The organism is Streptomyces sp. NPDC026522 (assembly GCF_055567555.1).
Genome location: NZ_JBVHQF010000007.1, coordinates 313,657 through 340,095, shown reverse-complemented (window position 1 = coordinate 340,095; position 26,439 = coordinate 313,657). Strand labels below are relative to the sequence as shown.

Annotated in this window: 26 protein-coding genes and 3 pseudogenes; 21 read left to right on the top strand and 8 right to left on the bottom strand. The window is 73.6% G+C overall.

Translation table 11 applies throughout. From position 1 onward, the window contains the following. The first annotated feature begins 52 nt into the window (after window positions 1-52). Complete coding sequence (locus ACZ4M3_RS20535) at window positions 53-1,621, top strand: hypothetical protein (RefSeq protein ID WP_467734553.1); 1,569 nt, start codon at window positions 53-55, stop codon at window positions 1,619-1,621. 45 nt (window positions 1,622-1,666) lie between these two features. On the opposite strand, the gene ACZ4M3_RS20530 is transcribed toward ACZ4M3_RS20535, so the two are convergent. Continuing rightward, on the bottom strand, window positions 1,667-2,278 hold the full coding sequence (locus ACZ4M3_RS20530) for a cytochrome b/b6 domain-containing protein (RefSeq protein ID WP_467734551.1): 612 nt from the start codon (window positions 2,276-2,278) through the stop codon (window positions 1,667-1,669). After that, a complete protein-coding gene (locus ACZ4M3_RS20525) occupies window positions 2,262-2,927 on the bottom strand; it encodes a molybdopterin-dependent oxidoreductase (protein WP_467734770.1) in 666 nt (221 codons plus the stop codon). Before ACZ4M3_RS20525 ends, ACZ4M3_RS20530 begins: the two co-directional genes overlap by 17 nt. A 449-nt stretch (window positions 2,928-3,376) precedes the next feature. On the opposite strand from ACZ4M3_RS20525, the gene ACZ4M3_RS20520 reads away from it, so the two are divergent. From ACZ4M3_RS20520 to ACZ4M3_RS20480, 9 genes and pseudogenes are all read left to right on the top strand, one after another. After that, on the top strand, window positions 3,377-4,456 hold the full coding sequence (locus tag ACZ4M3_RS20520; RefSeq protein WP_467734549.1) for a hypothetical protein: 1,080 nt from the start codon (window positions 3,377-3,379) through the stop codon (window positions 4,454-4,456). Window positions 4,457-4,459: 3 nt separating this feature from the next. Next, the gene (locus ACZ4M3_RS20515) at window positions 4,460-6,187 is read left to right on the top strand and encodes an Ig-like domain-containing protein (protein WP_467734547.1); all 1,728 of its coding nucleotides are present in this window, start codon (window positions 4,460-4,462) and stop codon (window positions 6,185-6,187) included. Between the two features lie 250 nt (window positions 6,188-6,437). Continuing rightward, entirely contained in the window at window positions 6,438-6,812 is a 375-nt protein-coding gene (locus tag ACZ4M3_RS20510; RefSeq protein ID WP_467734545.1) for an SAV_915 family protein, read from the top strand. 61 nt (window positions 6,813-6,873) lie between these two features. Beyond that, window positions 6,874-8,229 (top strand): diaminopimelate decarboxylase, encoded by a 1,356-nt coding sequence (gene lysA, locus ACZ4M3_RS20505; RefSeq protein WP_467734768.1) that lies wholly within the window; start codon window positions 6,874-6,876, stop codon window positions 8,227-8,229. Between the two features lie 121 nt (window positions 8,230-8,350). Further along, complete coding sequence (exaC, locus tag ACZ4M3_RS20500) at window positions 8,351-9,874, top strand: acetaldehyde dehydrogenase ExaC (RefSeq protein WP_467734543.1); 1,524 nt, start codon at window positions 8,351-8,353, stop codon at window positions 9,872-9,874. A 141-nt stretch (window positions 9,875-10,015) separates the two neighbouring features. Continuing rightward, entirely contained in the window at window positions 10,016-10,393 is a 378-nt protein-coding gene (locus tag ACZ4M3_RS20495) for an FKBP-type peptidyl-prolyl cis-trans isomerase (RefSeq protein WP_467734541.1), read from the top strand. A 72-nt stretch (window positions 10,394-10,465) separates the two neighbouring features. Next, window positions 10,466-10,810 (top strand): annotated as a pseudogene (locus tag ACZ4M3_RS20490) (DUF5829 family protein); the annotation flags it as partial. Next, window positions 10,776-10,994: pseudogene (locus ACZ4M3_RS20485) on the top strand (DUF5829 family protein); the annotation flags it as partial. The pseudogenes ACZ4M3_RS20490 and ACZ4M3_RS20485, both read left to right, overlap by 35 nt. Before the next feature lie 88 nt (window positions 10,995-11,082). Beyond that, window positions 11,083-11,130, top strand: a pseudogene (locus ACZ4M3_RS20480) (hypothetical protein); the annotation flags it as partial. A 153-nt stretch (window positions 11,131-11,283) separates the two neighbouring features. Here ACZ4M3_RS20480 and ACZ4M3_RS20475 read toward each other — a convergent pair. After that, a complete protein-coding gene (locus ACZ4M3_RS20475) occupies window positions 11,284-11,535 on the bottom strand; it encodes a hypothetical protein (protein ID WP_467734540.1) in 252 nt (83 codons plus the stop codon). Between the two features lie 400 nt (window positions 11,536-11,935). On the opposite strand from ACZ4M3_RS20475, the gene ACZ4M3_RS20470 reads away from it, so the two are divergent. Next, entirely contained in the window at window positions 11,936-13,927 is a 1,992-nt protein-coding gene (locus ACZ4M3_RS20470) for a galactose-binding domain-containing protein (protein WP_467734766.1), read from the top strand. Between the two features lie 47 nt (window positions 13,928-13,974). After that, the gene (locus ACZ4M3_RS20465) at window positions 13,975-14,571 is read left to right on the top strand and encodes a TetR/AcrR family transcriptional regulator (RefSeq protein ID WP_467734538.1); all 597 of its coding nucleotides are present in this window, start codon (window positions 13,975-13,977) and stop codon (window positions 14,569-14,571) included. A 33-nt stretch (window positions 14,572-14,604) separates the two neighbouring features. On the opposite strand, the gene ACZ4M3_RS20460 is transcribed toward ACZ4M3_RS20465, so the two are convergent. After that, on the bottom strand, window positions 14,605-15,891 hold the full coding sequence (locus tag ACZ4M3_RS20460; protein ID WP_467734536.1) for a GAF domain-containing protein: 1,287 nt from the start codon (window positions 15,889-15,891) through the stop codon (window positions 14,605-14,607). Between the two features lie 225 nt (window positions 15,892-16,116). Here ACZ4M3_RS20460 and ACZ4M3_RS20455 point away from each other — a divergent pair, with 225 nt between their 5' ends. Together ACZ4M3_RS20455 and ACZ4M3_RS20450 are read left to right on the top strand one after the other, a co-directional pair. Continuing rightward, a complete protein-coding gene (locus tag ACZ4M3_RS20455; protein ID WP_467734534.1) occupies window positions 16,117-16,299 on the top strand; it encodes a hypothetical protein in 183 nt (60 codons plus the stop codon). A gap of 26 nt (window positions 16,300-16,325) precedes the next feature. Then, the gene (locus tag ACZ4M3_RS20450; RefSeq protein WP_467734532.1) at window positions 16,326-16,877 is read left to right on the top strand and encodes an MOSC domain-containing protein; all 552 of its coding nucleotides are present in this window, start codon (window positions 16,326-16,328) and stop codon (window positions 16,875-16,877) included. 36 nt (window positions 16,878-16,913) lie between these two features. Here the strand turns inward: ACZ4M3_RS20450 and ACZ4M3_RS20445 are convergent, their stop codons facing one another. Beyond that, on the bottom strand, window positions 16,914-17,711 hold the full coding sequence (locus tag ACZ4M3_RS20445; RefSeq protein ID WP_467734531.1) for a hypothetical protein: 798 nt from the start codon (window positions 17,709-17,711) through the stop codon (window positions 16,914-16,916). A 181-nt stretch (window positions 17,712-17,892) separates the two neighbouring features. Continuing rightward, the gene (locus ACZ4M3_RS20440; RefSeq protein ID WP_467734529.1) at window positions 17,893-18,492 is read right to left on the bottom strand and encodes a class I SAM-dependent methyltransferase; all 600 of its coding nucleotides are present in this window, start codon (window positions 18,490-18,492) and stop codon (window positions 17,893-17,895) included. A gap of 176 nt (window positions 18,493-18,668) precedes the next feature. Between ACZ4M3_RS20440 and ACZ4M3_RS20435 the strand changes: the two genes are divergently transcribed. The 7 genes from ACZ4M3_RS20435 (at window position 18,669) to ACZ4M3_RS20405 (ending at window position 25,131) form a co-directional block, all read left to right on the top strand. Beyond that, window positions 18,669-19,448 (top strand): MHYT domain-containing protein, encoded by a 780-nt coding sequence (locus ACZ4M3_RS20435; protein WP_467734527.1) that lies wholly within the window; start codon window positions 18,669-18,671, stop codon window positions 19,446-19,448. Between the two features lie 83 nt (window positions 19,449-19,531). Further along, entirely contained in the window at window positions 19,532-22,072 is a 2,541-nt protein-coding gene (locus ACZ4M3_RS20430) for a sensor histidine kinase (protein WP_467734525.1), read from the top strand. Beyond that, window positions 22,069-22,512 carry a roadblock/LC7 domain-containing protein gene (locus tag ACZ4M3_RS20425; protein WP_467734523.1) on the top strand — a complete coding sequence of 148 codons (444 nt, stop codon included), beginning with the start codon at window positions 22,069-22,071 and terminating at the stop codon, window positions 22,510-22,512. Before ACZ4M3_RS20430 ends, ACZ4M3_RS20425 begins: the two co-directional genes overlap by 4 nt. A gap of 17 nt (window positions 22,513-22,529) precedes the next feature. Next, complete coding sequence (locus ACZ4M3_RS20420) at window positions 22,530-22,910, top strand: DUF742 domain-containing protein (RefSeq protein WP_467734521.1); 381 nt, start codon at window positions 22,530-22,532, stop codon at window positions 22,908-22,910. Beyond that, on the top strand, window positions 22,910-23,548 hold the full coding sequence (locus ACZ4M3_RS20415) for a GTP-binding protein (RefSeq protein ID WP_467734519.1): 639 nt from the start codon (window positions 22,910-22,912) through the stop codon (window positions 23,546-23,548). Before ACZ4M3_RS20420 ends, ACZ4M3_RS20415 begins: the two co-directional genes overlap by 1 nt. Before the next feature lie 187 nt (window positions 23,549-23,735). Next, the gene (locus ACZ4M3_RS20410) at window positions 23,736-24,134 is read left to right on the top strand and encodes a roadblock/LC7 domain-containing protein (protein WP_136211471.1); all 399 of its coding nucleotides are present in this window, start codon (window positions 23,736-23,738) and stop codon (window positions 24,132-24,134) included. A gap of 127 nt (window positions 24,135-24,261) precedes the next feature. After that, the gene (locus ACZ4M3_RS20405) at window positions 24,262-25,131 is read left to right on the top strand and encodes a DUF6397 family protein (RefSeq protein ID WP_467734517.1); all 870 of its coding nucleotides are present in this window, start codon (window positions 24,262-24,264) and stop codon (window positions 25,129-25,131) included. On the opposite strand, the gene ACZ4M3_RS20400 is transcribed toward ACZ4M3_RS20405, so the two are convergent. Together ACZ4M3_RS20400 and ACZ4M3_RS20395 are read right to left on the bottom strand one after the other, a co-directional pair. After that, window positions 25,095-25,496 carry a YchJ family protein gene (locus tag ACZ4M3_RS20400; RefSeq protein ID WP_467734515.1) on the bottom strand — a complete coding sequence of 134 codons (402 nt, stop codon included), beginning with the start codon at window positions 25,494-25,496 and terminating at the stop codon, window positions 25,095-25,097. The two genes, ACZ4M3_RS20405 and ACZ4M3_RS20400, sit on opposite strands and share 37 nt — an antisense overlap. Before the next feature lie 35 nt (window positions 25,497-25,531). Beyond that, the gene (locus ACZ4M3_RS20395; RefSeq protein WP_467734513.1) at window positions 25,532-26,434 is read right to left on the bottom strand and encodes an acyl-CoA thioesterase; all 903 of its coding nucleotides are present in this window, start codon (window positions 26,432-26,434) and stop codon (window positions 25,532-25,534) included. Window positions 26,435-26,439: the final 5 nt, after the last annotated feature.

Here is a 26,439-nt window from a genome sequence, read left to right as displayed (position 1 = left end):
CGCGATATCAGACGTGGTGTCAGCAGAACCGACAGGAATGGAGGAAGTCCAGATGGTGCGAAGAGCGCTGAACTGCGCCGTGATCCCCGCCGTCGCCGTCTTCGTGGCGACGTACGGGATCTCCCCGGCGCAGGCGGAGGAGATACCCCAGACCCCCGGCCACCGCCTGGTCAGCCAGTACGACGGCAGCCCGGCCGCCGCCGTGCCGCTGCCCGGCGACGCCCCGCCGCAGCACCCCTACCTCGCGCCCAACGGCCGCAGCGGCATGCACTCCGACGCGGCCGGCAGCGCCACGTCGCCCTGGTCCGGCCCCCTCGGCCGGAACCCGAAGGTGACCAGCGAGAAGATCGCCGCTCTCGGCGGCGAGTGCGCCACCGCCACCTTCGACGCGGGCGGCCGGCTGGCCACCGTCTGCGGCACCTTCTCCGGCTTCGAGGTCAAACTCCTCGACCCGAAGACCCTGGCCACCCTCGCCGAGTACCAGCTGCCGCAGCGCTCCTCCACCGTCGAGGCGATCACCTCCCTCGACTTCTCCAAGATCTTCAAGGACACCTCGGGCGGCGCCTACTTCTACCTGGACGACCAGGACCGGGCCGTGCTGGCCGACTCCCGGCAGCACGTCCTGCGCCTCGCCCACTCCCAGAACGCCGACGGCACCTGGAAGTTCACCATCGACGCCGACTGGGACCTCACCGGCCACGTCCCGCACGACTGCGTCGGCTGGACCAACCTGTGGCCCAGCGGCACCTGTGACCCGGTCACCTCCGTGATGCCCGACTGGACCGGCCGCATCTGGTGGGTCACCCGCCAGGGCCGGGTGGGCACCGTGGACCCGGCCACCTCCCGGATCCGCTCCGTCCGGCTGGACGGCGAGGAGATCCAGAACTCCTTCTCGGTCGCCGAGGACGGCGTCTCCATCGTCACCGACCACGCGCTGTACAGCTTCCGGGCCGCCGCCGACGGCACCCCTGAGGTCCAGTGGCGCCAGACCTACGACCGCGGGACCGGGACCAAACCCGGCTCGGTCAACCAGGGATCCGGCACCACCCCGGACCTCTTCGGTGACGGCTACGTCGCCATCACGGACAACGCCGACGACCGGATGAACGTACTGGTCTACCGGCGAGGGGCGGACGTGCCGGCAGACCGGCGGCTGGTCTGCAAGGTCCCGGTGTTCGGCTCCGGCGCCTCCACCACCGACAACTCCCTGATCACCTGGGGCAACAGCATCGTCGTCGAGAACAACTACGGCTACGAGAACCCCACCAGCCTGCTGCTCGGCAAGTCGGTCGTCGGCGGAGTCAGCCGGATCGACGTGCGCCCCGACGGCAGCGGCTGCGACACGGTCTGGCAGAGCGCCGTCCGCTCACCCTCCGTCGTACCCAAGCTGTCCACCGGCAACGGGCTGCTCTACTTCTACGAGAAGGAGCCCAACGCCTGGGGCATCGACGCCTGGTACCTCACCGCGGTGGACTTCCGTACCGGCGAGCGCCGCTGGCGCCGACTGACGGGTACCGGACCCCTGTACGACAACAACTGGGCACCGATCACGCTCGGCCCCGACGGTACGGCCTACGTCGGCGTGTTCAACGGCATCGTCGCCGTACGCGACGGCAGTTGACGGGCGCTGGAACGGGCGGCGGCGGCGCATCCGGAGCGCCGCCCCTCACCCGCCGTGCCGCCAGAGCGGATGCTCGCGCTCCGCCCACCGCCGGTCGACTGAGCCCGTGCGCAGGCCGCGCCGGGCCTCCGGATCGCGCAGGGCCATCCCGATGTGCCCGGCGAGGACGATGCCCAGGGTCAGGGCGAGCCAGTCGTGCACGAAGGTGGCGCCGGTCCGCAGCACCAGCGGGGCGAGGCCGGTCAGCCACATCAGCAGCCCGGTGCCCAGCATCACCAGCACCGCCCCGGCCAGCCAACCCGCGTACACCTTCTGCCCGGCGTTGAACTTCCCCGCGGGCCGCTCCGCGCCCCTCCCGAAGGCGCTGCGCAGCCAGACCCGGTCGTGCGGCCCGAACCGGCCGAGGCGCCCGAGGTCGGCGCGCAGGGACCGGGACGCCAGACCGAGCAGGACCGGGACCACCAGCAGCGTCCCCGACCACTCGTGGACCGTGACCACCAGGTGGCGGCGCCCCACCAGCTCCGCGAGCGGCGGCAGGTAGAGGCACCCGGCGGACGCCACGCACACGCCCGTCAGGGCCGCCGTGGCCCGGTGCACCCAGCGCTGGGACCCGCCGAACCGGTGCACCCGTCCCGGCCCTTCAGACAGTGGGGGCATCGTCGCGTCCGTTCGATTTACCGACCCACGCGTCGACGTCGTAGCCGAGCCGCTCCCAGTAACCCGGTTCCACCTCGTCGGTGACGGTGATGCCCGAGAGCCACTTCGCGGACTTGTAGAAGTACATGGGGGCCACGTACAGCCGCGCCGGCCCGCCGTGGGAGTGGCTCAGCGGTTCGTCCTGCATCCGCAAGGCCACCATGACGTCGTCCCGGCGGGCCTGCGGGAGGGTGAGGCTCTCGGTGTAGGCGCCGTCGAAGCAGCTGAACCGGATGGCCCGCGCCTCGGGCCGCACCCCGGCCGCGTCCAGCAGCCGTGACACCGGAACGCCCTCGAACGCCGTACCGGGCACGCGCCAGCCGGTCACGCACTGGACGTCCCGGACCACGCGGGTCTGCGGGAGCCGCCGCAGCGCGTCGAGGTCGTACGCGGCCGGTCGCTCGACCAGCCCGTCCACGGTCAGGCGGTAGTTCGCCGGGCCACGTTCAGGAACGGAGGAGGCGACCGAGTAGTACCGGAACCCGCCGCCGTTCGGCAGCAGCCCGGTGAGCCCCGTCGGATCCTTGTCGGCGGCCGCGCCGAGCGCGGCTTCGACCCCGCGCTGCAGGACGGGCGCGGCCAGCAGCCCGGCCGCGCCGAGCCCGACCATGCCGAGGACCAGCCTGCGGCCGACCGGTGTGCCGGTCGCGTCGGGGTCGGGATCCGTTTCGGGTGGCGGTGTGCCGGTCCGGTCTGTTCTCACGCGCCGATTGGACCACCGAAGGGGAGCCCGCCACCAGGGGAAACGGCGCGCCGTCAGACTTCCGTCACATCCTCGCGCAGCCCTCGCGCGGAGGCCGCAGATGCTACCCGGTGGTATTGGTTCGTGCCGTAGATGCGGCGTAAGAAGCCTGTTAGAGTCCGCAGGCGCAATGCAGGTGAGAGCGGCGAACCGGCCGTTCCGTATCCGGCCCCACCATCCCGGGGCCCCTCCCCACGGGCCGGCACACCCGGCTCGCCCGCCCTCACCGCCAGCGTTCGGCACTTCCCGCGGGCCCGGCGCTTCCGCACCCGTCGCCGTCCCGCGTTCCCCGCCGCGCATCCCACAAGGGAGACTCCATGACCAAGGGGCTTCTGCTCCACCGCGTCACCGGGAAGGCGCTCGTCATCGGCGCCGCACTGGCCCTGGCCGTACCGGCGACCGCATACGCCAACACCGTGGGCGTGACCGTCAAGACACCCGGAGCCACCTCCGGCCCGGCCGCCGCCTTCGCCGAGATATCGACCCACGCGGACTGTTCCACCGGCCTGGTCGCCGGCGGCGGCATCAACCAGGCCATCGGGACCGGTACCTCGTCCAACGGCAACAAGATCAACGGCACTTCGCCCAGCCCCGACGGCACCACCGAGTACACCGGCTCGACCGGCGTCGTGGGCACGGACGTCACGCACTGGCTCGGCATCGGCGGCAGCGGCGGCGCGGTCAACGCCTCGTTCTCCTCCACCCCGTACGCGATGTGCTTCACCAGCAACCTGATCAACCACACCCAGGTGGTCATGAACAAGGTCGCCGGACCCACCTCCGCCTCCACCGTGGGCCTGGTCACCGCCACCTGCCCGGCCAACACCCGGCTGCTGGGCGGCGGCGCCCGGATCACCCCCGCCGACGTCGGCAGCCTCAAGCCGATCGCGAGCTTCCCCACCTTCAACAACGCGGCCCACGACTACGGGCAGAAGGCCGCGGCGAACGGCGAGACCAACCCCGACTCCTGGACGGCGGTGGGCTGGAACGGCGGTGGCGGCGGCTCGAACAACGAGACCTACGCCTATGCCATCTGCAGCGGGAGCGGCATCGGCGTCAGCGGCGCGACCGTAACCGTCCGCTTCACCGAGGTGAGCGGCCCCACCGCGGCCACCGCCGGCCAGAGCGCGACGGCCGGCTGCTCCGGCAACGACGGCAAGCTGATCAGCGGCGGCGCCGCCGTCAGCGGCGGCAGCGTCACCACCACCGACTTCACCGGACCGGGCTCGCCCGGTGACCACCTCAACGGCGACTACCCGAGCGACTCCGGCGGCAGCCCGGTCGCGGACGGCACCACCACGGCCGCCTACTGGACCGCCTACGCCCACACCGGCGGCGGCAGCTCGCCGAGCACCTACACCGACGCGTGGGCCCTCTGCGCCAACGACGGAGTCTGAGCCGTGCACCACAGAACGAAGAGCAGGACCACGGCCGTCCTGGGGGCGGCGGTCCTCCTCGCCGCCCTCGTCACCCCCCTCGCCGCGGGCGCCGACACCCTCGACTCCACCGGCGCCCCCGGCCCGTGCGGCTCCGGCGGAACCTTCACCGCCGGGACACCCTCCTGCGTCTACACGGCGCCGGGCACGGACACCTTCACCGTGCCCCAGGGCGTGAGCGCGGTCGACATCGACCTGTTCGGCGCCGAAGGCGGCAGCGCGGCCGGCTACGTCGACCCCAACCCGCCGAACACCGGAGCACGCGGCGGCCTCGGCGGCGAGACCCGGGCGACCCTGCCCGTGACCCCGGGGCAGCGCTTCGCGATCACCCTGGGCGCCGCCGGCATCCCCGGATCGTCCCGGCACGGCGAATTCGCCCGCCCCGGCGGCTACGGCCACGGGTCCGGCGGGGGCGGAGCGCACGGCGGCGGCGGCTCCGGCGGCGGCGGTTCGGACGTACGGGCCGACGGCTCCGGTCCCGCCGGGCGGCTCCTCGTCGCGGGCGGCGGGGGAGGCGCCGGCAACGGCGGACCCCTGCTGCGCGGTGGCGACGGCGGCGGCACCACGGCCGAGTCCGGCGGCCAGGGCGGTGGACCGGAGGGCTCCGGACTCGGCGGCACCGGCGGCAGCCAGACCGGACCCGGCACCGGCGTACGCACCTCCCCGCTCGGCGCGCCCGGCGGCAACGCGAGCGACACCGACCAGAACACCGGCCAGCCCAACCCCGGCAGCGGCGGCACCGGCGGCAACGGCGCCCGGGGCGGCAACGGCGGAGGCGGCGGAGGCGGCGGCTACTTCGGTGGCGGTGGCGGCTCCGGCGGCGGCAACCCCGGCAACCTCTACGCCGCGGGCGGCGGCGGGGGCAGCAGCTACGCGGCCGCGCCGGCGACCGGGGCGGTCCTCCTCCCCGGGGTGCGCCACGGCGACGGCAAGGCGGTCGTCTCGTTCCGCTACGACACGGCGACCACCCTCACCGCGGACACCGCCACCCCGCTGTTCGGACACCCCGTCACGCTCACCGCGACGGTCACCCCGGCGAACCCGGCGGCCGCCCCGACCGGGTCCGTCACCTTCTCCGACGGGACCCGGCAGCTGGCGACCGTTCCGCTGTCGGGCGGTCAGGCGGCGTTCAGCACCAGCGGGCTCCAGCCCGGAGCGCACGCCCTCACCGCCTCCTACGGCGGAGACGCCGCCGACGCGGCCGGCGCCACGGCGGAGCCGACCGGCGTCACGGTCGGATTCAGCGGCCCCTGCGTCACGACGGCCCGCTCCGGCCCGCTGACCGTGGGCGCCGGCCAGGCCGTCTGCCTGTCCTCCGGTGGCAGGCAGACCGGTCCCGTCACCGTACGGCCCGGCGGGGCACTGGCCGTACTGGACGCCGAGATCACCGGCCCGGTATCGGCCGACGGGGCCCGCGCCCTCACGGTCTGCCGCTCCGAACTGACCGGCCCCATCGGCGTGCGGGGCAGCACCGGCCAGGTGCTGCTCGGCTCCGACGAGGACGGCAGCACCGAGGCGCGGGCGTGCGGCGGCAACCGGCTCACCGGACCCGTCAACCTCGACGCCAACACCGGGGGAGTGGTGCTCGCGGGCAACCGGGTCACCGGTCCGCTGCGCTGCGCGGACAACGCGCCGGCCCCGCACCAGGCGGACAACACCGTCGCCGGGCCCCGGTCCGGCCAGTGCCGCTGAGCCGGAACGGTCCGGGGTGCCCCGGACGAGGTCCTGCCGGGCCGGGGCCGACGCCCCGCCCGGCCGGGTGGGACCCGCCGACGCGACGGGCCCCGTAAGGAGTCCGTCAACGCCGGGCCGTTGCCCGTCAGCGTCGTGTCAGGAGGTCCCACGGGCCCGGGGCGGCCCGAGTAGCGTCGGGGGCACGCCCCGGGCCGCCTCCCCGCGCCGGGGCGCCAGTCCCCACCGAGGGTCCTCCAGGAGGAAACCCATGGCAGCGCTGTCGTACGGCGAAGACCCCGAACCCTGCGAACGCGTCCCGGCCGGACCGCTCTGCGTCCCCGTCCGGCCGGGACCCCCGGGGTATGCGGCCCGTACCTTCCGCACGCCCCTCGGCGGCCGTACCGCCGTCGGCTTCACCACCCCGGACCGGCTGGCCGCCACCCTCGGCCCCGACCAGCCCTGGATCCGGCTCGCCGAACCCGCGCTGCGGGCGCTGGTCCGGCCGCTCGGCATCACCACGGTCACGGTGGACCCACAGCTGTGCATCCCGCGCTCCGCACCGCCGCGCCCCGCGTGCGGCGCGGCCCCGGCTCCCGCGGACGCCGAGCCCGTCGGGGCGGCCCTCGCCCTGCGGACCGGCTGACCGCGCGCACGCGGAGAAGGGAACCCACGCCATGACCACCCATGCCATGACCACCCATGCCATGACCACCCATGCCCTGGCCAATCCGCACGTGCCGCCGGACGCCCTTCCGGCCGCCCCGGACGACCTGTCGGTGTGGCCCGCCTCGGCCACCGGGCTCCCCGACGGCGGCCTCACCGTAGCCGCGGTCGCGCTCACCGAAGTCGCCGAACGCTTCGGCACCCCGGTCTACGTCCTGGACGAGGGCGAGGTCCGCGAGCGCTGCCGCCGCTACCGCCGGGCCTTCCCGGACGCCGAAGTCCTCTACGCCGCGAAGGCCTTCCTCTGCCGCGCCATGGTGCGCTGGGTCGACGAAGAAGGCCTCGGCCTCGACGTCTGCTCGGCCGGTGAGCTGGAACTCGCCGTCACCGCCGGGTTCCCGCCCGAGCGGATCACCCTGCACGGCAACGCCAAGTCCCCCCAGGACATGGCAGCCGCCCTCCGGCTCGGAGTGGGCCGCATCGTCATCGACAGCGCGTCCGAGATCGCCCGGCTGGCCGCCGCGGTCGGGCCGCGGGGGCGCCAGCGGGTGATGGTGCGCATCACCCCCGGCATCTCGGCCGGCGGCCACGAGAAGATCCGTACGGGCACCGACGACCAGAAGTTCGGCCTGTCCCTCACCGACGGCTCCGCCCAGCACGCCATCGCCAGGATCCTCGCCCAGCCGCAACTCGAACTGACCGGCCCGCACTGCCACCTGGGATCGCAGATCACCTCGGTCAAGCCGTACCTGGCCGCCGTCCGCCGGATGGTCGGCCTGATCGCCCGGGTCCGGGACACCCACGGGGTGGTGCTGCCCGAACTCGACATGGGCGGCGGGCACGCCGTCGCCTACCGCCCCGGCGAGGCGGCCCTCGACCCCGGTGTGCTGGCCGGCCGGATGCGTACCGAACTCGCCGCGAGCTGCGCGGCCGCCCGGCTGCCCGTGCCCAGGCTGACCGTCGAACCGGGCCGGGCGGTGGCCGGGCCCGCCGGGATCGCGCTCTACCGGGTACTCGCCGTCAAGCGCAGCGGCGAGCAGGTGTTCGTCGCCGTCGACGGAGGCATGAGCGACAATCCCCGGCCCGCCCTGTACGGGGTGCGGTACGCGCCCCGGCTGATCGGACGCCGTTCGGCCGCCCCGCCCGGCCGGGCGACGGTGGTGGGCCGGCACTGCGAAGCCGGTGACGTGCTCGCCACCGACACCGAACTCCCCGCGGACGTCCGCCCCGGCGACCTGCTCGCCGTCCCGGTGGCCGGTGCCTACCACCTCTCGATGGCCTCCGGCTACAACCTGGTCGGGCGGCCCCCGGTGGTCGCCGTTGCCGACGGCCGGGTGCGGCTCCTCGTGCGGCGCGAGTCGCTCGAGGACTTCCGGGCCCGCGACATCGGCCTCTGACCGGTACGCGGGAGCGCCCGGGACGGCCGTCGGGCTGTGCAACCCAGGCGCAACCTTCCCGCTCCTAGCCTTCCCCCGAGCTCCGGCCGACGGCGGCCGGAGCCCGGCAAGGGGAGGAACCATGGCCCGTTACGCTGCGCCCGGTACCGAAGGCGCGCTCATGTCGTACGCGTCGCGCTACGACCACTTCATCGGCGGCGCGTACGTACCGCCCGCCCGGGGCGGTTACTTCGCCAACCCCTCGCCCGTCAACGGCGAGACGTTCACCGAGGTCGCGCGCGGCACCGCCGAGGACGTGGAGCGCGCCCTGGACGCCGCGCACGCCGCCGCGCCCGCCTGGGGCCGCACCTCGGTCACCGAACGCTCCGCGGTCCTGCTGAGCATGGCGGACCGGATGGAGCAGCACCTGGAGGCGCTCGCGGTCGCCGAGACCTGGGAGAACGGCAAGCCGGTCCGCGAGACGCTGGCCGCCGACCTGCCGCTGGCCATCGACCAGTTCCGGTACTTCGCGGGTGCGCTGCGCGCCCAGGAAGGGGCGCTCAGCCAGCTGGACGAGGACACGGTCGCCTACCACTTCCACGAACCGCTCGGCGTGGTCGCCCAGATCATCCCGTGGAACTTCCCCCTCCTGATGGCGGTGTGGAAGCTGGCGCCGGCGCTGGCGGCCGGGAACACGGTGGTGCTCAAGCCGGCGGAGCAGACCCCGGCCTCGGTGCACTACTGGCTGAGCCTGGTGGCGGACCTGCTGCCGCCGGGTGTGGTCAACGTCGTCAACGGCTTCGGCGAGGAGGCCGGCAAGCCGCTGGCCTCCAGCCCGCGGGTGGCGAAGGTGGCCTTCACGGGGGAGACGTCCACCGGGCGGCTGATCATGAAGTACGCGGCGGAGCACCTCAAGCCGGTCACCCTGGAGCTCGGGGGCAAGAGCCCCAACCTGTTCTTCGACGACATCTGGTCGACGGACGACGACCTGCGTGACAAGGCGCTGGAAGGTTTCACCATGTTCGCCCTCAACCAGGGCGAGGTGTGCACCAGCCCCTCCCGCGCGCTGATCGAGCGCGGGCGCTACGGGGACTTCCTCGACGCGGCCGTCGCCCGTACGGAACTGATCGTGCCGGGGCACCCGCTGGACACCGCGACGATGATCGGGGCGCAGGCGTCGGAGGAGCAGCTGAGGAAAGTCCTGTCGTACGTGGAGATCGGCCGGCAGGAGGGAGCGAAGATCCTGACGGGCGGTGAGCGGGTGGAGCACGGCGGCGAGTTGGCGGGCGGCTTCTACGTCCAGCCGACGATCTTCGAGGGCGACAACCGGATGCGGATCTTCCAGGAGGAGATCTTCGGGCCGGTGGTGTCGGTGACCTCCTTCCACGACTTCGACGACGCCGTCCGGATCGCCAACGACACGGCGTACGGACTGGGCGCCGGGGTCTGGACCCGCGACATCAACACGGCCTACCGGGCCGGCCGCGCCATCCAGGCCGGCCGGGTCTGGACGAACTGCTACCACGCCTACCCCGCGCATGCGGCGTTCGGCGGCTACAAGCAGTCCGGCATCGGCCGCGAGACGCACAAGATGATGCTGGAGCACTACCAGCAGACGAAGAACATGCTGGTCAGCTACTCCCCGAAGAAGCTCGGCCTCTTCTAGGGCGTCCCGTCTCATGGTGTGATCGTTCGTGATGTACTTCAGTCGATCGGCCTCTGGGTAGCCTGATCATCTACTGCATGGAGTGACCATGCGCCCGGCCGGTCCGGACGAGGGACTCCGGCGGAGAGCAACGAGGCGGCGATGAGCGAACCGACGAAGCCCGAGATCGAACTTCCGGGGGGTGACGCTCCCCAGGAACTGACCATCCGGGACCTCGTCGTCGGGGACGGCCCCGAGGCGAAGCCGGGCAGGGTTGTCCGGGTTCACTACGTCGGGGTCACCTTCGAGTCCGGAACGGAGTTCGACGCCTCCTGGGACCGGGGCGAGCCGTTCAAGTTCGCCGTGGGTGGCGGCAGGGTCATCAAGGGCTGGGACCGGGGAATCAGGGGGATGAAGGTCGGCGGCCGGCGCGAGATCATCGTTCCCCCGCGCCTCGGCTACGGCAACCAGTCCCCCTCGCCGTTGATCCCGGCGGGTTCTACGCTCGTCTTCGTGGTGGACCTGCTCTCCGTGGTCTGAGGGCGGCCCGCTGCTCCCCGGCCTCCCTGCCGGAACGAAGGCGGGGCAGCCCTTGCCCGGCAGGTGCCCGGCATGTTGCTCGTCCTCGCCGTGGCCCTGACCTGGGCGGCCGGAGGTGCCACGAGCGCCGCGTGGGCCGACGGGTACGGATCGCCCACGAGCCCGCGACTGCTGTTCTGCAACCACGCCTACGGTGTCTTCGACCGCGAGACCGCCGATGCCATCGAGCACTGCGACCAGCTGCGGGAGTTCGCCGGCTTCCAGGTGCGCACCACGACCGGCTCGGGCGGGGAGAGCTGGACCGGCCGCTACCTGACGGGGCGCGAGACCTGTCTCGAACTGTTCGGCGTGGGCGACCTCCCGGGCCGGGACGGAACGCTCGGTGCCGGCGGCACGGGGCTCTCGGTCGAACGCGCCGGCGACCTGGCCACGGTGCCCCGGCGCCTGCCCGGCCTCGGCGTACCCAGCCCGATCGGCTTCCCTCCGGACGCGGGATTTCGGGGACGGGGTCCCGGCGCCCTGGTTCGACGCCGTGCTCACCACCGACCAGTACGACGCATTCGGCGCCCGGGGCACGGAGTACCGGCCGGAGTACTGCGCCGATCCGCGCGGCAACACCGAGCCGCCCAGCTCGCCAGGTGACCTCGGCCGCGAAGCGGTACCTGTCCGACGGCTACCGGGAACACCTGATGCGGGACGTCAGCTCGATCCGGCTCGCGGCCACCGCACGCGACTTCGCCAGCACGGTGCCGCTGCTGCGGGCCGGCGGCTTCGCCCTCCGGGAGGTCCCGGGGCGCAGGAGTCGTGGCGCAGGGCGGCGGCACCACTTCCGCCCCCCTCGCAGCGGGCGGTGCGGCCCGGCCGAACGGCCAGGCCGCACGGGGCGGCGACTACTCCGGGGTGGGCTCACCCTTCAACGCCTTGCGGACCGTATCGGGGCCCAGGCCCACGGCCCGGGCGATGGTGGCGCGGTCCACCCCGCGCCGGTGCGCGGCACGCATGGCCGCGTTCCGGCGGGCGAGCAGGGCTTGACGCCGGGCGGCACCGGTGACGGTGCGTTGGAGCAGCAACGCCCAGTACAGCGACGCGCGGCCGGTCCAGTGGGCGATCGGATGGGGTTCGGGTGCGGTCGGATTGGCCAACGTATCCCCCTTCGTGATCGGCACGAGTGCCTGCACCGACGGTGGCGGCGGGCGGGATCCGGCCGCAAGGGCGCGAATCGGACCGAGGTGGCCGCCGGGCGCCGCGACGGCGGTGATTGCGGGCCTCCGGTACCGGCGGCCGCTTCCCGGATCCGGCTCAAAAGGGATGGACCGGGGTATGCGCCGACCGGCGGCCGAGCGGATCCGACGGGTCGTCAGGTCAAGCGTCCCGGACCCTTGACTCTGGTGCCCGCAGTCGGGATCCTCGGGACATCTTGCGCGGGACATGACAATCCCGCGCCGTCCGCCGACCGGAGACATGGTGATGGCCGTGACCCGACAGCCGCACAGCGGAGGCAGGCCGATCGCGGTCCTGTCCTTACTCATCGCCATGCTCGCCATGGTCCTCGGCCCCACCCAGGGGGCCGCCGCGGCCGACCCCAACTGGTGGGACCCCGTGGCCCGCCCGGCACCGGACTCCGGGATCAACGTCGCCGGCGAGCCCTTCAAGGGCACCGACGCGCAGGGCAACGTACGCGGCTTCGTCGACGCCCACGACCACATCATGTCCAACGAGGGCTTCGGCGGCCGCCTCATCTGCGGCAAGCCCTTCTCCGACCTCGGCGTCGCCGACGCCCTCAAGGACTGCCCCGAGCACTACCCCGACGGCTCCCTCGCCGTCTTCGACTTCATCACCAAGGGCGGCGACGGCAGGCACGACCCCGTCGGCTGGCCCACCTTCAAGGACTGGCCCGCCCACGACTCGCTGACCCACCAGCAGAACTACTACGCCTGGATCGAACGCGCCTGGCGCGGCGGCCAGCGGGTGCTCGTCAACGACCTCGTCACCAACGGGGTCATCTGCTCGGTCTACTTCTTCAAGGACCGCGGCTGTGACGAGATGGCCGCCATCCGTCTCGAAGCGCAGAAGTCGTACGACATGCAGGCCTTCGTCGACAAGATGTACGGCGGCCCGGGCAAGGGCTGGTTCCGGATCGTCACCGACTCCGCCCAGGCCCGCGACGTCGTCAAACAGGGCAAGCTCGCCGTCGTCCTCGGCGTCGAGACCTCCGAGCCGTTCGGCTGCAAGCAGATCCTCGACGTCGCCCAGTGCAGCAAGGAAGACGTCGACCGGGGCCTGGACGAGCTCTACCGCCTCGGTGTCCGCAGCATGTTCCTCTGCCACAAGTTCGACAACGCCCTCTGCGGCGTCCGCTTCGACGAAGGCGCCCTCGGCACGGCCATCAACGTCGGACAGTTCCTGTCGACCGGCACCTTCTGGCAGACCGAGAAGTGCACCGGCCCGCAGCACGACAACCCCATCGGCCTCGCCCCGGCGCCGCAGGCGCAGAGCGAACTGCCGCCGGGCGTCAGCGTTCCGGCCTACGCGGCCGACGCCCAGTGCAACACCCGGGGACTCACGGCACTCGGCGAGTACGCGGTGCGCGGGATGATGAAACGCAAGATGATGCTCGAAGTCGACCACATGAGCGTCAAGGCCGCCGGGCAGGCCTTCGACATCCTGGAGACCGAGTCCTACCCGGGCGTGATCTCCTCGCACAGCTGGATGGACCTCGGCTGGACCGAGCGGCTCTACCAGCTCGGCGGATTCGCCGCCCAGTACATGAACGGCTCCGAAGGCTTCAGCGCGGAAGCGCAGCGGACCAAGGCGCTGCGCGAGAAGTACCACGTCGGCTACGGCTACGGCACCGACATGAACGGCGTCGGCGGCTGGCCCGGCCCGCGCGGCGCGGACACCCCGAACCCGGTCACGTACCCGTTCCGCAGCACCGACGGCGGGTCCGTCATCGACCGGCAGACCGCCGGACAGCGCACCTGGGACCTCAACACCGACGGAGCCGCCCACTACGGGCTGGTCCCGGACTGGATCGAGGACATCCGGATCGTCGGTGGCCAGGGCGTCGTGGACGACCTCTTCCGCGGCGCCGAATCGTATCTCCGGACGTGGGGCGCGTCCGAGCACCACCAGGCCGGGGTCAACCTGGCGGCGGGCGCGACGGCGACGGCCAGTGCGTCCGAGTGGAACCCGTTCACCAGCTACGCGCCCGGCCGTGCGGTCGACGGCGACCGGGGCACGCGCTGGGCCAGCGACTGGAGCGACGACCAGTGGCTCGGCATCGACCTCGGCTCCTCGAAGCTCGTCAAGCGCGTCACGCTGGACTGGGAGCGCGCCTACGGCCGGGCCTACCGCATCGAGACCTCCGCCGACGGCGCCCACTGGCAAACCGTCTGGTCCACCACCACGGGTGACGGCGGCCTGGACACCGCCCAGTTCGCGGGGGTCCCGGCCCGCTACGTCCGCATCCACGGGCAGGCCCGCGGCACGCAGTGGGGCTACTCCCTCAACGAGGTCGGCGTCTACAGCAGCTGACCGCGCGGCCCCCGTCCCGGCGGCGAACGCGTACGGAAGGAACACGCATGGGACGCATGCCCCTGGCCGACCGGCGGCGCCAGCTGACGGAGGCGGCGATCCGGGCGATGACCCGCGACGGCGTCGCCCGGACGACCACCCGGTCCATCGCCGCCGAGGCCGGGCTGTCCCTGAGCGTCTTCCACTACTGCTTCGACTCGAAGCAGGCGCTGCTGGAATCCGTCATCGAGACGATCACCGAACACTGCATCCGGGTGGTCCGGGAGGCGCTCCGCCCCCGGGCCACCCTCCACGAAACCATCCGGGCCGGCTTCCAGGCCTACTGGGACCACGTGGTGGCCCATCCCGGCGAGCACATGCTCACCTACGAACTCACCCAGTACGCCGTGCGCCACCCCGACTTCGGCCACCTGGCGCGACGGCAGTACCAGCTGTACTCCGACACCTACGTCGAACTCATCGAACAGCTCGCCGCCGCCATGGACTTCGAACTCGGCGCCCCGGCCGATGTCCTCGCACGGTACCTGGCCGCCATGACGGACGGACTGACCCTGAACTTCCTCGTCCTCGGGGACGAGAAGGCCGCGGCGGAGATCCTGGACATGATCACCGACCACGTCACCGGACTGGTGCGCGAGGCCTGAGCGAACCCCCGGCCCCCGCGCCGGCGCGGGCACTCACCCGGCCGTCCGGGAACGCGGATCCGCCGGGCGGGCGGACAGCTCGCGGTCCAGCGACCGTACGAGGGCCAGCGCGGCCGGGCGCCCCTCGGCGGGCAGCGCCCCGGCCAGCGCCCGCCACACCTCCGGGTCGTCCGCGCCCCACGGACTGCACACCCAGTCGGCCAGCAGCCCCGGGTCCGCCCGGGCGATCACGGCGGCCCGCGCCTGCTCCTCGATCCGGCGCCGCAGCCGGGTGATCCCGGGAGCGGTGGAGGACGGCAGCAGGGGCCCCGGGTACCGGGACAGGGCGGCCGAGACGGCGCCGGCCGCCAGGTGCCGGGTCACGGCGGTGAAGTCGGCCTCCAGCGCCGCGGCCGTCCGGTACGGGCGGGACAGCAGGTTCCGCGCACCCCACAGGCCCCGCAGCCGGGAGATCTCCGCGCGCAGCGTGACCGCCGACACCGACTCGTCCTCGTACAGGGCGACCGCCAGCTCCTCGCCGGACAGCCCCTCGGGGTGGTGGGCGAGCAACGCCACGATCTCGCTGTGCCGGCGGCCGAGCGGGATCCGGCGGCCACCGCTGACCAGCAGCGCCTCGTCCCGGCCCAGTGCCGTCAGGGTGTCCGGAGCCGCCCGCGGGGCCGGCTCCAGCAGGGCCGGCTGGGCTTCCGCCGCGCGGGCCACCGCCTGTACGAACGCCAGCGAGTGCGGGTGCGCCAGCCCGTCGCCGCCAGTGATGTCCACGGCGCCGAGCAGCGCGCCCGTACGGGGATCGCGTACGGGAGCCGCGGCGCAGGTCCAGGGGTGCACGCGGCGGTTGAAGTGTTCGGCCCCGAAGACCTGGACGGGTTCCCCGGCCGCGACCGCCGTGCCGGGTGCGTTGGTTCCCATCGCGGCCTCCGCCCAGCGCGCGCCGGGGACGAAGCCGAGCCGCTCGGCCCGGCGGAGGGTGCCCGGCTCGCCCTCCACCCAGAGCAGCGTGCCCCGCGCGTCGCAGACCGCCAGCAGGTGCGCGCCGTGCGCGGCGAAGGCACCCACCAGTTCCCGGACCACCGGCATCACCCGGGCCAGCGGGTGCTGCTCGCGGTACGCGCGCAGCTCCGCCTCCGCCAGGTCCACGCGCGGGGCGCACTCCGGGCTGACCCCGGCCCGGGCGCAGCGCCGCCAGGACTTCGCGATCACCGCCCGCACGGGGGGCTCGACGCGGCCGTCCAGCGTGAAGGAGTCATGGGCGCGGAGCAGCACCCGGGCCCGTTCCGCGGGGTCGGACCCGTCCGGCAGCGCCACCGACGGACCGCCCATGTCAGCCTCCCCTGGTGCCGCCGTGGCCGGAGTTCCGCGTCCACCGTAGTGCGCCCGTCGCGGCGCCGGTCCGGCGCCGCGGATCTGTCCGGAAGGCGGTGCGTGGAGCGCTCGCCCTGGCCGGGAACACGCCTTCGGGCGGGAGCCGGCCCCCGGGCGCGGGAACGCGAGGCGGGGGTCACGCGTTGAAGGGGCAGTGGCCGACGCAGAAGGAGGTGTCCGCAGATGTCCACAGGCGGAAAGGTCGCGGTTGCCGGAGTGGTGGCAGCCATCGTGCTGTTCGCCACGGTCGGATTCTGGGCCGGGCTCCTGGTCCTGATCGGGGTGCCCGCAGTGGCGTACTTCATGCTGGACTCCTCTCAGCGGCGTCGGCTTCGGGGCGTATCCAGGAAGCAGATCGGCCGCTGACGGCGGCCAGGGGGGCGTACAGGGACATGCACACGGACAGCGCGCGGGTTACGGCGGTCAGCAGCAACGGCGTCTACTCGTTCACCAAGCCCCGGCGGGAGAGCATCACCCTGCTCGCCGGGCTCGGCGTCGAGGGAGACGTGCACGCCGGGGTCACCGTCAAGCACCGTTCACGGGTGGCACAGGATCCGACCCGGCCGAACCTGCGGCAGGTCCACCTGATCCACCGGGAACTGTTCGACGAGGTCGCCGGATCAGGCTTCACCGTCGAACCGGGCCAGCTAGGCGAGAACGTGACCACGGAGGGCGTAGACCTCCTCGGCCTGCCCGTCGGGACGCTGCTGCGCCTCGGCGAGGAGGCGGTGGTGGAAGTGACCGGCCTGCGCAACCCGTGCCTGCAGATCGACAAGTTCCGGCGCGGGCTGCTCAAGCAGGTCGTCGGCCGGGACGAAGCGGGCCGCCCGGTGCTCAAGGCCGGCGTCATTGGCGTGGTCCGGCAGGGCGGTACCGTCCGCGCGGGCGACCCCATAGCCGTCACCCTGCCGCCGTCCCCGCACACCCCGCTCGAACGCGTCTGACGGGCGGGCGCCCGGCGGCGCAGCCTTCGCGGGCCGTCAGACGGGCCGCACCGCGATGCGGTGCAGCGCCGCCAGCAAGCCGGGCAGCGCGGGCAGCTCCGGGCGGTCGGGGTAGCCCTCGCGCGGTACCGCCAGCACCTCGCCGGGCTCGTCGTCGAGCAGGACGAACGCCGCCTCACCGGTGCGTGCCACCAGTGACCATCCGGGCCCGTCCGCCCGGAGCGTCCGCGCGCCCTCCTCCGCGAAGGAGGACCGCACCCTGCCGGGCGGCGGCGCCTGCTCCGCGTAGCCTGCGGCCTCCTCCAGCGCCCGGGCCAGCCCCGGGTGCGCGGCGGCGGCCGCCCCGCCGTCCGACGCGACCCGGTCGAGCCAGTTGGACCAGTCCCGGGCGATCTGGTCCGCGCCCAACCGGCGCTGCACCGGCCCCCACACCTCTGCCGAGGGCGGGGCCAGCGGCACCCGCCCGGTGCCGTCCGCGCCCTGCTCGGGATCGTGCGGCGCGGGAAGGGCGGAGGCGGAGACCGTCAGCTCCAGTGGCCAGCCCGCCAGCGACACCACGATGGTCCGCTCGTCGGGGGACAGGTCGTACTCCATCCCGCAGTCCCAGGAGGCGATCGCAGTCGCCACCAGCGCGACGTCGTCCACGACGACCGTCCAGCGTGCGCCCTCCTCGTCCTGCCCGAGCACCAGCCCGTACCCGTCCGCGACCGGCTGCACGCCCAGGAGCGCGCACGCTTCGGGGAAGTCGTCGCCGAGAACGGCCGGGAACTGGGTCGGGGTCACCAGCACGGCGGTCAGCACGTACAGCGAACCCCCGTCCTCCGCTTCTGACACGTGGCCTCCTCCCGATCCGGTCGCTCGCTCGTCGGCGCACCTTAACCAGTGGGTAACTCACCCGTCGAGAGTCGGCGGCCTTCGAATTCCAAGCCGCTCACGCGGGTGGCGCGGGAAGCCGGCCGGGGCTGGCTCCGTCGCCGCATCCCCCGTACCGCCTCCGCGACTCCGGGTGCGGGGGTCAGGGGCGGCGGGCGGCCAGTACCAGGAAGCGGTCGTCCTCGTCGGCGTACGAGGTCATCTCCCAGCCCGCCGCGGACAGCAGCGGGCCCAGGTTCGCCGCGGCCCGCAGGTCGTCCGGGCTCAGTTCGCGACCGTGGCGCGCGGCCAGTGCCGCCCGCCCGATCGGGTGGAACAGCGCGAGGAGCCCGCCGGGGCGGACCACCCGGGCGAGCTCGCGCAGGTCCGACTCCGGATCGGGCAGGTGCGCGATCAGGCCGGCGGCGAACACCGCGTCCAGTACCCCGTCACGCAACGGCAGCCGGGCGACGTCCGTGAGCAGCAGCGCCGCGTCGTCGCCCCGGCCGGCCTGCCGCGCGGCGGTGAGCATCTGCGGGGTGAGATCCGCGCCGATCACCGTCCCCGAGGAGCCGACGGCCGCGCGCAGCGCGGGCAGCGCCCGTCCGGTGCCGCAGCCCGCGTCGAGCACCCGGTCTCCCGGCCGCAGCCCGAACTCGGCCACGGCGCGCGAGAAGGCCGGGCCGTCCCCGGGGAACTTGCGGTCCCAGTCCGCGGCGCGCGCCCCGAAGAACTCCTGGACATGCGTGTGGTCTTCGCTCATGAGCCCATGATCTCCCAGCCGTATGCCGTGCGGGTCCCGTCCGCGCGGCGGCCGTGGACAAGGTGACATGCGGCCTGATCGAAGACGAACGTAGCTCTGTCATATTCCAGCAGTTCCAGTGGCTTTCGGAATGCGCCCCTTGTTCGCGCCCTCACCCGCACTAGCGTCCGTTGGCCATGGGACACCTGCACCACGCCGCCTATGGCTGGCTGACACCCGCGCTGTCATACGTGATGGCCTGCATCGGCGCCGCCCTCGGGCTGCGCTGCACCGTCCGTGCCCTCGCCGCGACCGGATCCACCCGCCGCAACTGGCTCCTCACCGCCGCCTCCGCCATCGGCACCGGCATCTGGACGATGCACTTCGTCGCCATGCTCGGGTTCGAGGTCACGGGCACCGACATCCACTACGACGTGCCGCTGACCATCCTCAGCCTGCTCGTCGCCGTCCTGGTCGTCGGTGCGGGGGTCTTCGCCGTCGGTTACGGCAAGGGTCGCGGCCGGGCCCTGGTCCTCGGCGGCCTCACCACCGGCCTCGGGGTCGCGAGCATGCACTACCTCGGTATGGCCGCCCTTCGACTGCACGGAGCGGTCTCCTACCGGCCGCTCACCGTCGGGCTCTCGGTCGCCATCGCCGTCGTCGCCGCGACGGCCGCGCTGTGGGCCGCGCTCCACATCGAGTCGCCGCTGGCCGTCGCGGTCGCCTCGCTCGTCATGGGCGCAGCCGTCAGCAGCATGCACTACACCGGGATGCTGGCCGTCACCGTCCGCGTCACCCCCTCTGACACGGCACTGCCCGGGGCGAGCGCCATGCAGTTCGTCTTCCCCCTCGCGGTCGGGCTCGGCTCCTACCTCTTCCTCACCGCCGCGTTCGTGGCCCTGTCCCCGACCGCCGGTGAGCGGGCCGCTTCGGAGTCGGCACGCAGCCTCGGGGAGAGCGCCGTGACAGCCAGCTGAGCGACCGGGCCGGCTCTGTCCGTCCCGCTCCGGCCAACGCCCGCACCGACCGCGATGACGTACCGCCCTGGACGAGGAGTCCCATGCGCACACCCCGCAGGAGACCGGAAGCAGCGCCGCCGAGACCGCCCGCGCCCCCGGCGCCCGGCCGCCGGGCGCACGCCGGGCCACCGGCCGAGGAGCCGCCGGGCGGCCCGGCGGGCCGGGCCCCACGGACCGCGGCCTCCACCGCCCGACCCGGGCTGCGCCTGCGCCCCGCCACCGTGCGCGCCAAGGTCGTCTCCCTGCTGATGGTCCCGGTGGTCTCGTTGCTCGGCCTGTGGGCCTTCGCGACGGTCAGCACCGCGCAGGACATCGCCCGCCTCAGCCGTGTCCAGCGGGTCGACGCGCAGATACGCGCCCCCCTGACAGCAGCCCTCACGGAACTCCAGGCCGAGCGGCGGGCGGCCGTCCGCTTCCTGGCCGATCCCGGGGCCGGCCCGGACGCCGCCCTGGAGCAGCAGGCCCGGCGCACCGACGCCGCCGTACGCCGCCTGCGGCTCGGCGACCGGAACACGGTGGCCGACTCCGGTGACCACCCGAGGGAGGTGGCCACCCGGCTCGGGGCCTTCGTGGCCGCCGCAGAAGCGCTCGGGCCGTTCCGCGAGCAGATCACCGCCCGGGGCGCGGACCCCGCCACCGCTTACGAGACCTACACCCGCGTGGCCGACTCCGCCCTCGCCGCCGCCGGAGCCCTGTCCGGCGGCACGGCCCCCGAACTCGGCGCCGCGGACCGGGTACTGCTGGAGTTCGGCCGCGCCGGGGAACTGCTGTCCCGGGAGGACGCGCTGCTCGCCCTGCCGGGAGCGCGGAGCGCGGAGACGCTGCGCCGCCTGACCGGGGTCATCGAGACCCGGCGCGCGGTGACCGAAGCCGCCGCGCGGGACCTGCCGGGCGCCGGGCGGCGGGCCTGGGAGGAGGTGACCGGGAGCGCCCCGTACGGGGAGCTCACCGGCGCCGAGGAACGAGTGCTGAGCACGACCGCCCCGGGGACGGCTGCGAAGGACACCCACGGAGTACCGGCCGGATGGGACGCCGCCTACGCCGGCGTCAGCGCTTCCCTGCGGCAGATCGCGGACGCGGCCGGCGTCGGAGCCGCCGGCCGCGCCGCCCCGTTCGCCGAAGGAGCGTTCGGGGCGGCCGGCGCCGCCGTGCTGCTGGGTCTGGCCGCGGTCGCCGCGTCCCTCGTCATCTCCGTGCGCATCGGGCGCGCCCTGGTCGTCGAGCTGGTCGCGCTGCGCAACACCGCCCTGGAGATCGCCCACCGCAAGCTCCCGCACGCCATGGAGCGGCTGCGGTCCGGACAGGAGATCGACATCGACGCGGAGACCGCGCCCGGGCCGGCGGCCGACGACGAGATCACCCAGGTGGGCGAGGCGCTGTCCACCGTCCACCGGGCCGCCCTGAGCGCCGCCGTCGAACGCGCCGAACTCGCCGACGGCGTCAGCGGCGTCTTCGTCAACCTCGCCCGGCGCAGTCAGGTCCTGGTGCACAAGCAGCTCAGCCTGCTCGACTCGATGGAACGGCGCGCCGACGACCCGGGCGAGCTCGGTGACCTCTTCCGGCTCGACCACCTCACCACCCGGATGCGGCGGCACGCCGAGAGCCTGATCATCCTCTCCGGCGCCGCCCCCGGTCGGGCGTGGCGGATGCCGGTGCCGCTGACCAGTGTCGTGCGCGCCGCCGTCGCCGAGATCGAGGACTACCCGCGCGTCGAAGTCCGCCGGCTCGCCGAGGCCGCCGTCGTGGGCGGCGCCGTCGCCGACCTCACCCACCTGCTCGCCGAACTCGTGGAGAACGCCGCCCAGTTCTCGCCTCCGCACACCAAGGTCCGGGTCACCGGCGAGCCGGTGGGCGCCGGTTACGTCATCGAGGTCGAGGACCGCGGGCTCGGCATGGGTTGCGCTTCGCTCGAGGAGGCGAACCGCCGCATCGAGCAGTCCGAGGCCCTCGACCTCTTCGACAGCGACCGCCTCGGACTGTTCGTCGTCAGCAGGCTCGCGGCCCGGCACGGGATCCGGGTACACCTGCGCACGTCACCGTACGGGGGGACCACCGCGGTGGTGCTGCTGCCCAACTCCGTTATGCAGGGCGCGATCACGGACGGCGCCGCGCCACGCAGCGCGGGGCCCGCGGCCCCGGCCGGGGCCGAAGCTCCCGCACCGCCGGAAGCGGAGCCCGCGGCCGGTGTCCTGCGGGAGCCGGCGCGCGGCGTCCCGGACCGGGATCCGGACGGGGACCCGGCGTACGCCGAGGAGCCCGAGGGGCGGCGGCCCGCTCCGGTGGCCCCGCTCCGGCCGCGCGGTGCCGGCCGCGATGACCTCCGGGGGCAGGTCCCGGCGGCCCCGTCGCCCGCCACCGCCCCGGTGACCGGACTGCCGCGCCGGGTCCGCCAGGCCAGCCTGGTCCCGCAACTGCGCGAGGTCCCCGCCCCGGTGGACCCGGCCGGGGAACGCCGCTTCGGGGATCCGCCGGGCCGCAGCCCCGAGCAGGCCCGGGACCGGATGGCGGCGTACCGGACCGGCTGGGACCGCGGCGCCCGGGAACAGTCCCCGCACGAAGACAGCGAAGGAGAATGGCGATGACCGAACACCAGAGACCCGGCCCCGACTCGGTCCACGGGTCCGGCGAGCTGGACTGGCTGCTGGACGACCTGGTGGTACGGGTCCGGGAGGTCCGCCATGCGGTGGTCCTGTCCAATGACGGTCTCGCGGTGGGTTCCTCCAGCCGGCTGAGCCGTGAGGACGCCGAGCACCTGGCCGCCGTGGCCTCGGGCTTCCAGAGTCTCGCCAAGGGCGCGGGGCGGCACTTCCACGCCGGGGGCGTGCGCCAGACGATGGTGGAGATGGACGACGGTTTCCTCTTCGTGGCGGCTGCCGGGGAGGGCTCCTGCTTGGCCGTGCTCAGTTCCGCGGGCGCCGACATCGGACTGATCGCCTACGAGATGGCGCGGCTGGTGAAGCGCGTCGGTGAACACCTCTACACCCCGCCGCGGTTCCCGGCGCGGCCGCCGGCCGCCGGTTGAGGGCGGCGGCCGCGCGGATGGAAGGCCAGTGGTACGACGCCGAGGCGGGCCCGCTCGTGCGCCCGTACGCCGTGACCGGAGGGCGCACCAAGCCGGGCCCGCACGGCGTGAGGTTCGATCTGATCGCCCTGGTCGTGGTCGACCGGTCGGGCGCGGACGCGGCGGACGAGGCGCTGCTCGGACCCGAACACCGGGCGCTGCTCGGGCTCTGCCGGGCGCAGACGCAGTCGGTGGCGGAACTCGCCGCCGACGCCGACCTGCCGGTGGGCGTCGTGCGGGTCCTGCTGGGGGACCTGCTGGAGGGCGGTCACGTGAAGGTCAGCCGGCCGGTACCGCCCGCCCGGCTGCCCGACGAACGGATTCTGCGGGAAGTCATCGAAGGATTGCGAGCGCTGTGATGGAACTGCAGGACGACGGACCGGCCCCGGCCGCCGGAGCGGAGGCGGATTCGGCTCCGCTCGCACTCAAGATCCTCGTGGCCGGCGGTTTCGGGGCCGGCAAGACCACCCTGGTCGGAGCGGTCAGCGAGATCAGGCCGCTGCGGACCGAGGAGGCGCTCAGCCGGGCGGGGGAGCTCGTCGACGACACCGGCGGCGTCGGCCGGAAGACGACCACGACGGTGGCGATGGACTTCGGGCGGATCACCATCAGGGCCGGCCTGTCGCTGTACCTGTTCGGGACACCCGGGCAGGACCGGTTCTGGTTCCTCTGGGACGAGTTGTCGCAGGGCGCGCTGGGTGCGGTGGTACTGGCGGACACGCGCCGCCTGGAGGACTGCTTTCCGGCCGTGGACTACTTCGAGCACCGGGGGATCCCGTTCGTCGTGGCCGTCAACTGCTTCAGGCAGGCACGGCGGTACGGGGCGGACGAGGTGGCACGGGCCCTGGACCTGGAGCAGGGGACCCCGGTGGTGCTGTGTGACGCGCGGGACAAGGATTCGGGGAAGGAAGTGCTGGTCAGACTGGTCGAATACGCCGGGCGGGTGCACACCGCCCGGCTGCTCGACTCCGTGGGTCTGCCGGCGGGGCCGTCCTGACCGGCGGCGATGGGGGATGGCCGGTGCGGCGGGGGTGCCCGGGCGGGCACCCGCCGTTCCTCTTGAGTCATTTCTGCGCCGGAGGTCCGTCCTCCTTGCCGGAAAGCAGCTGGTGGGGAAGGCTTGCGGACGACCGAGCAGGGCGGGGCGCGGCCACGTGGGCCGCGCCGACGGGGAGGGGCTCCACATGGCACTGGACAAGCAGCTCGACTGGCTACTGGACGATCTCACGCGCAGGGTGCCGCAGGTCCGGCACGCGGTGGTGCTGTCCAACGACGGGCTGGTCACCGGCGCGAGCGCCGGGCTGGCCCGGGAGGACGCCGAGCACCTGGCGGCGGTCGCGGCCGGACTGCAGAGCCTGGCGAAGGGCTCGGGGCGGCACTTCAGGGCGGGTGACGTCCGGCAGACGATGGTCGAGTACGACGAGGGGTTCCTGTTCGTGATGGCGGCGGGCGCGGGCAGCTGCCTGTGCGCGCTGAGTGCGGCGGAGGCGGACATCGTTCAGGTCGCGTACGAGATGACGCTGATGGTGAACCGGGTGGGCGAGCACCTGGGCGTCACGGAGCGGCGGATCACGGGGGGCTGACGGCCCGCGGGGTCCGGGGCGTGGCCGGGCGGCCCGAGCCGGAGTTATCCACAGGCCCTGCGCCCTGTCATGACTTGCGGTTACGGTCTTCACACAGAGTGATCGCCACTCGTGGGGGAGGACCGTGATGAAGAGTGATCTGCAGGCCTGCGCCGTCTTGGACGTGCCCGGGCGGACCGGGCCGGGGCGTACCGCGCCCGGAGCGCGGGCGGAGACGTCGGCGGACGCACCGCAGGAGCAGCTGTCGGGCGCTGTCCCGGCGGCCCGGGAACTGGGTCTGAAACGGAGTGAGTTCGCCCGGGCCGTGCAGCTGGGGCTGGTGCGCGCCGGCCCGCGGGCGCCCAGCGGGGCGGTCCGTTTCACCCGCGCCGAGCTGGACCGGGTCCGCGCGGCCGAGGGATTTCCCGAGGCGCTGCGCGCGCGGGTCGAGACCGTGGCAGGCGCGGACGCGGCGGCCGAGGTCCTGGGTGTCGGGCCGAGCCGGGTGACCCGGCTTGCGCGCTGCGGGCACCTCATCCCGGTCGGCTACCGGATCAACCGGTACCGGGCCGTGGTGTGGCTCTACCTGGCGGCGGAACTGCGGGAGTTCGCCGTCCGGGAGGCCGGAATGCTGAGGGGGATCGCGCCTCCTGCGGACCGCGAGCTGATCGCGGCCAAGACGGACCTGCGGCCGCGGGCGTGGCGCGGACGGCATGTGGGACTGCTGCTGAGACGAACCGCCGATCCCTGGGAGCGGGCGGCCGTACTGGCCTCCGTCCTCCCGGAGGAAGAAGTGCGGGCGGTGGTGCCCGACCCGGCGGAACGGATCGTGCTCGCCGCACTTGCTCCACCGTTGCCGTACGGGCATCCGCAGCTTCCGGCGGCCGCGGCCGTGGCGCTGCGGCTGCTGCGGGCCCAGGATCCGGACGAGATCCACTGGTACCGCACCAGCCTGGACTTCGCCCTCACCGGGGCGCGCGGTCAGTCGAAGTCGACGGGGGAGAGGGGGCCGACGTAGACCCAGGCCCCCTCCTCCCGGCAGAAGCTGCTGAGTTCGTGCAGGGATCCGGTGTGCCGGCCCTCGCGGTAGTGCGCCCGGAACTCCACCGAACCTTCCGTCTCGAACATCCCGCCGCGCTCCGTCGCGAGGACCTCCAGCCGTTCCCAGCGCTGGCCCGGGTCCAGTTCGAGCCCGGCCGGGCGGGTCGAGGAGTGCCAGGAGCGCAGCAGGTAGCCGGTGTCGCCGACGGCGAACGCGCTGAACCGGGAGCGCATGAGCAGTTCGGCGGTGGGGGCCTGCCGCTCACCGGAGTGAAAGCGGCCGCAGCACTGCGGATAGGCGGCGGGCAGCCCGCAGGGACAGGGGAGGGCAGGCGTGGTCACGGTGGGGCTCAGTTCTCCTGGGACGACGGCGCGGATCAGGTGGAGGAGGTGGACGGCACGGCCGGCGGGGCCGGATAGGGACGGAAGAGGCCTTCCTGGACCACCGAGACGAGCAGCCTGCCCTCCAGGTCGTAGATACGGCCGCGGGCCAGGCCCCGGCCGCCGTGCGAGATGGGTGACTCCTGGTCATACAGGAACCACTCGTCCGCCCGGAACGGCCGGTGGAACCACATGGCGTGGTCCAAGGAGGCCATGTCGAAACCGCGCATCCCCCACAGGGGTTCGACGGGGATGCGCACGGCGTCGAGGAGGGTCATGTCACTGGCGTAGGTGAGGGCGCAGGTGTGGACGAGGGGGTCGTCGCCCAGCGGGCCGACGGCGCGCATCCACACCGCGCTGCGGGGATCGGCGTCCTTGAGCTCCTCGGGAGTCCAGCGGAGCCGGTCCACGTACCGGATGTCGAAGGGCTGCCGGCGGGCCATCCGCTCCAGCGCCTCGGGCAGCGCGCCCAGGTGCTCGCGGATCTCGTCGACCACCTTCGGGAGCGTGTCCGGGTGCGGGAAGTCCAGACGAGGAGGCAGCTGGTGCTCGATGCCGCCCTCCTCCGGGTGATGGAAGGAAGCGGTCAGATTGAAGATGGTCTTGCCCTGCTGGACCGCGGTGACGCGGCGGGTGGTGAAGGAACGCCCGTCGCGCACCCGCTCCACCTGGTACACGATGGGCACCCCGGGGATGCCGGGGCGCAGGAAGTACGCGTGCAGCGAGTGGACGGGACGGTCGCTCTCGGTGGTGCGTCCGGCGGCCACCAGCGCCTGGCCGGCGACCTGCCCGCCGAACACGCGCTGGAGGGACTCCTGGGGGCTGGCGCCCCGGAAGATGTTGACCTCGATCTGCTCCAGGTCGAGCAGATCGACCAGTCTCTCGGCGGGGTTGGTCATCAGGG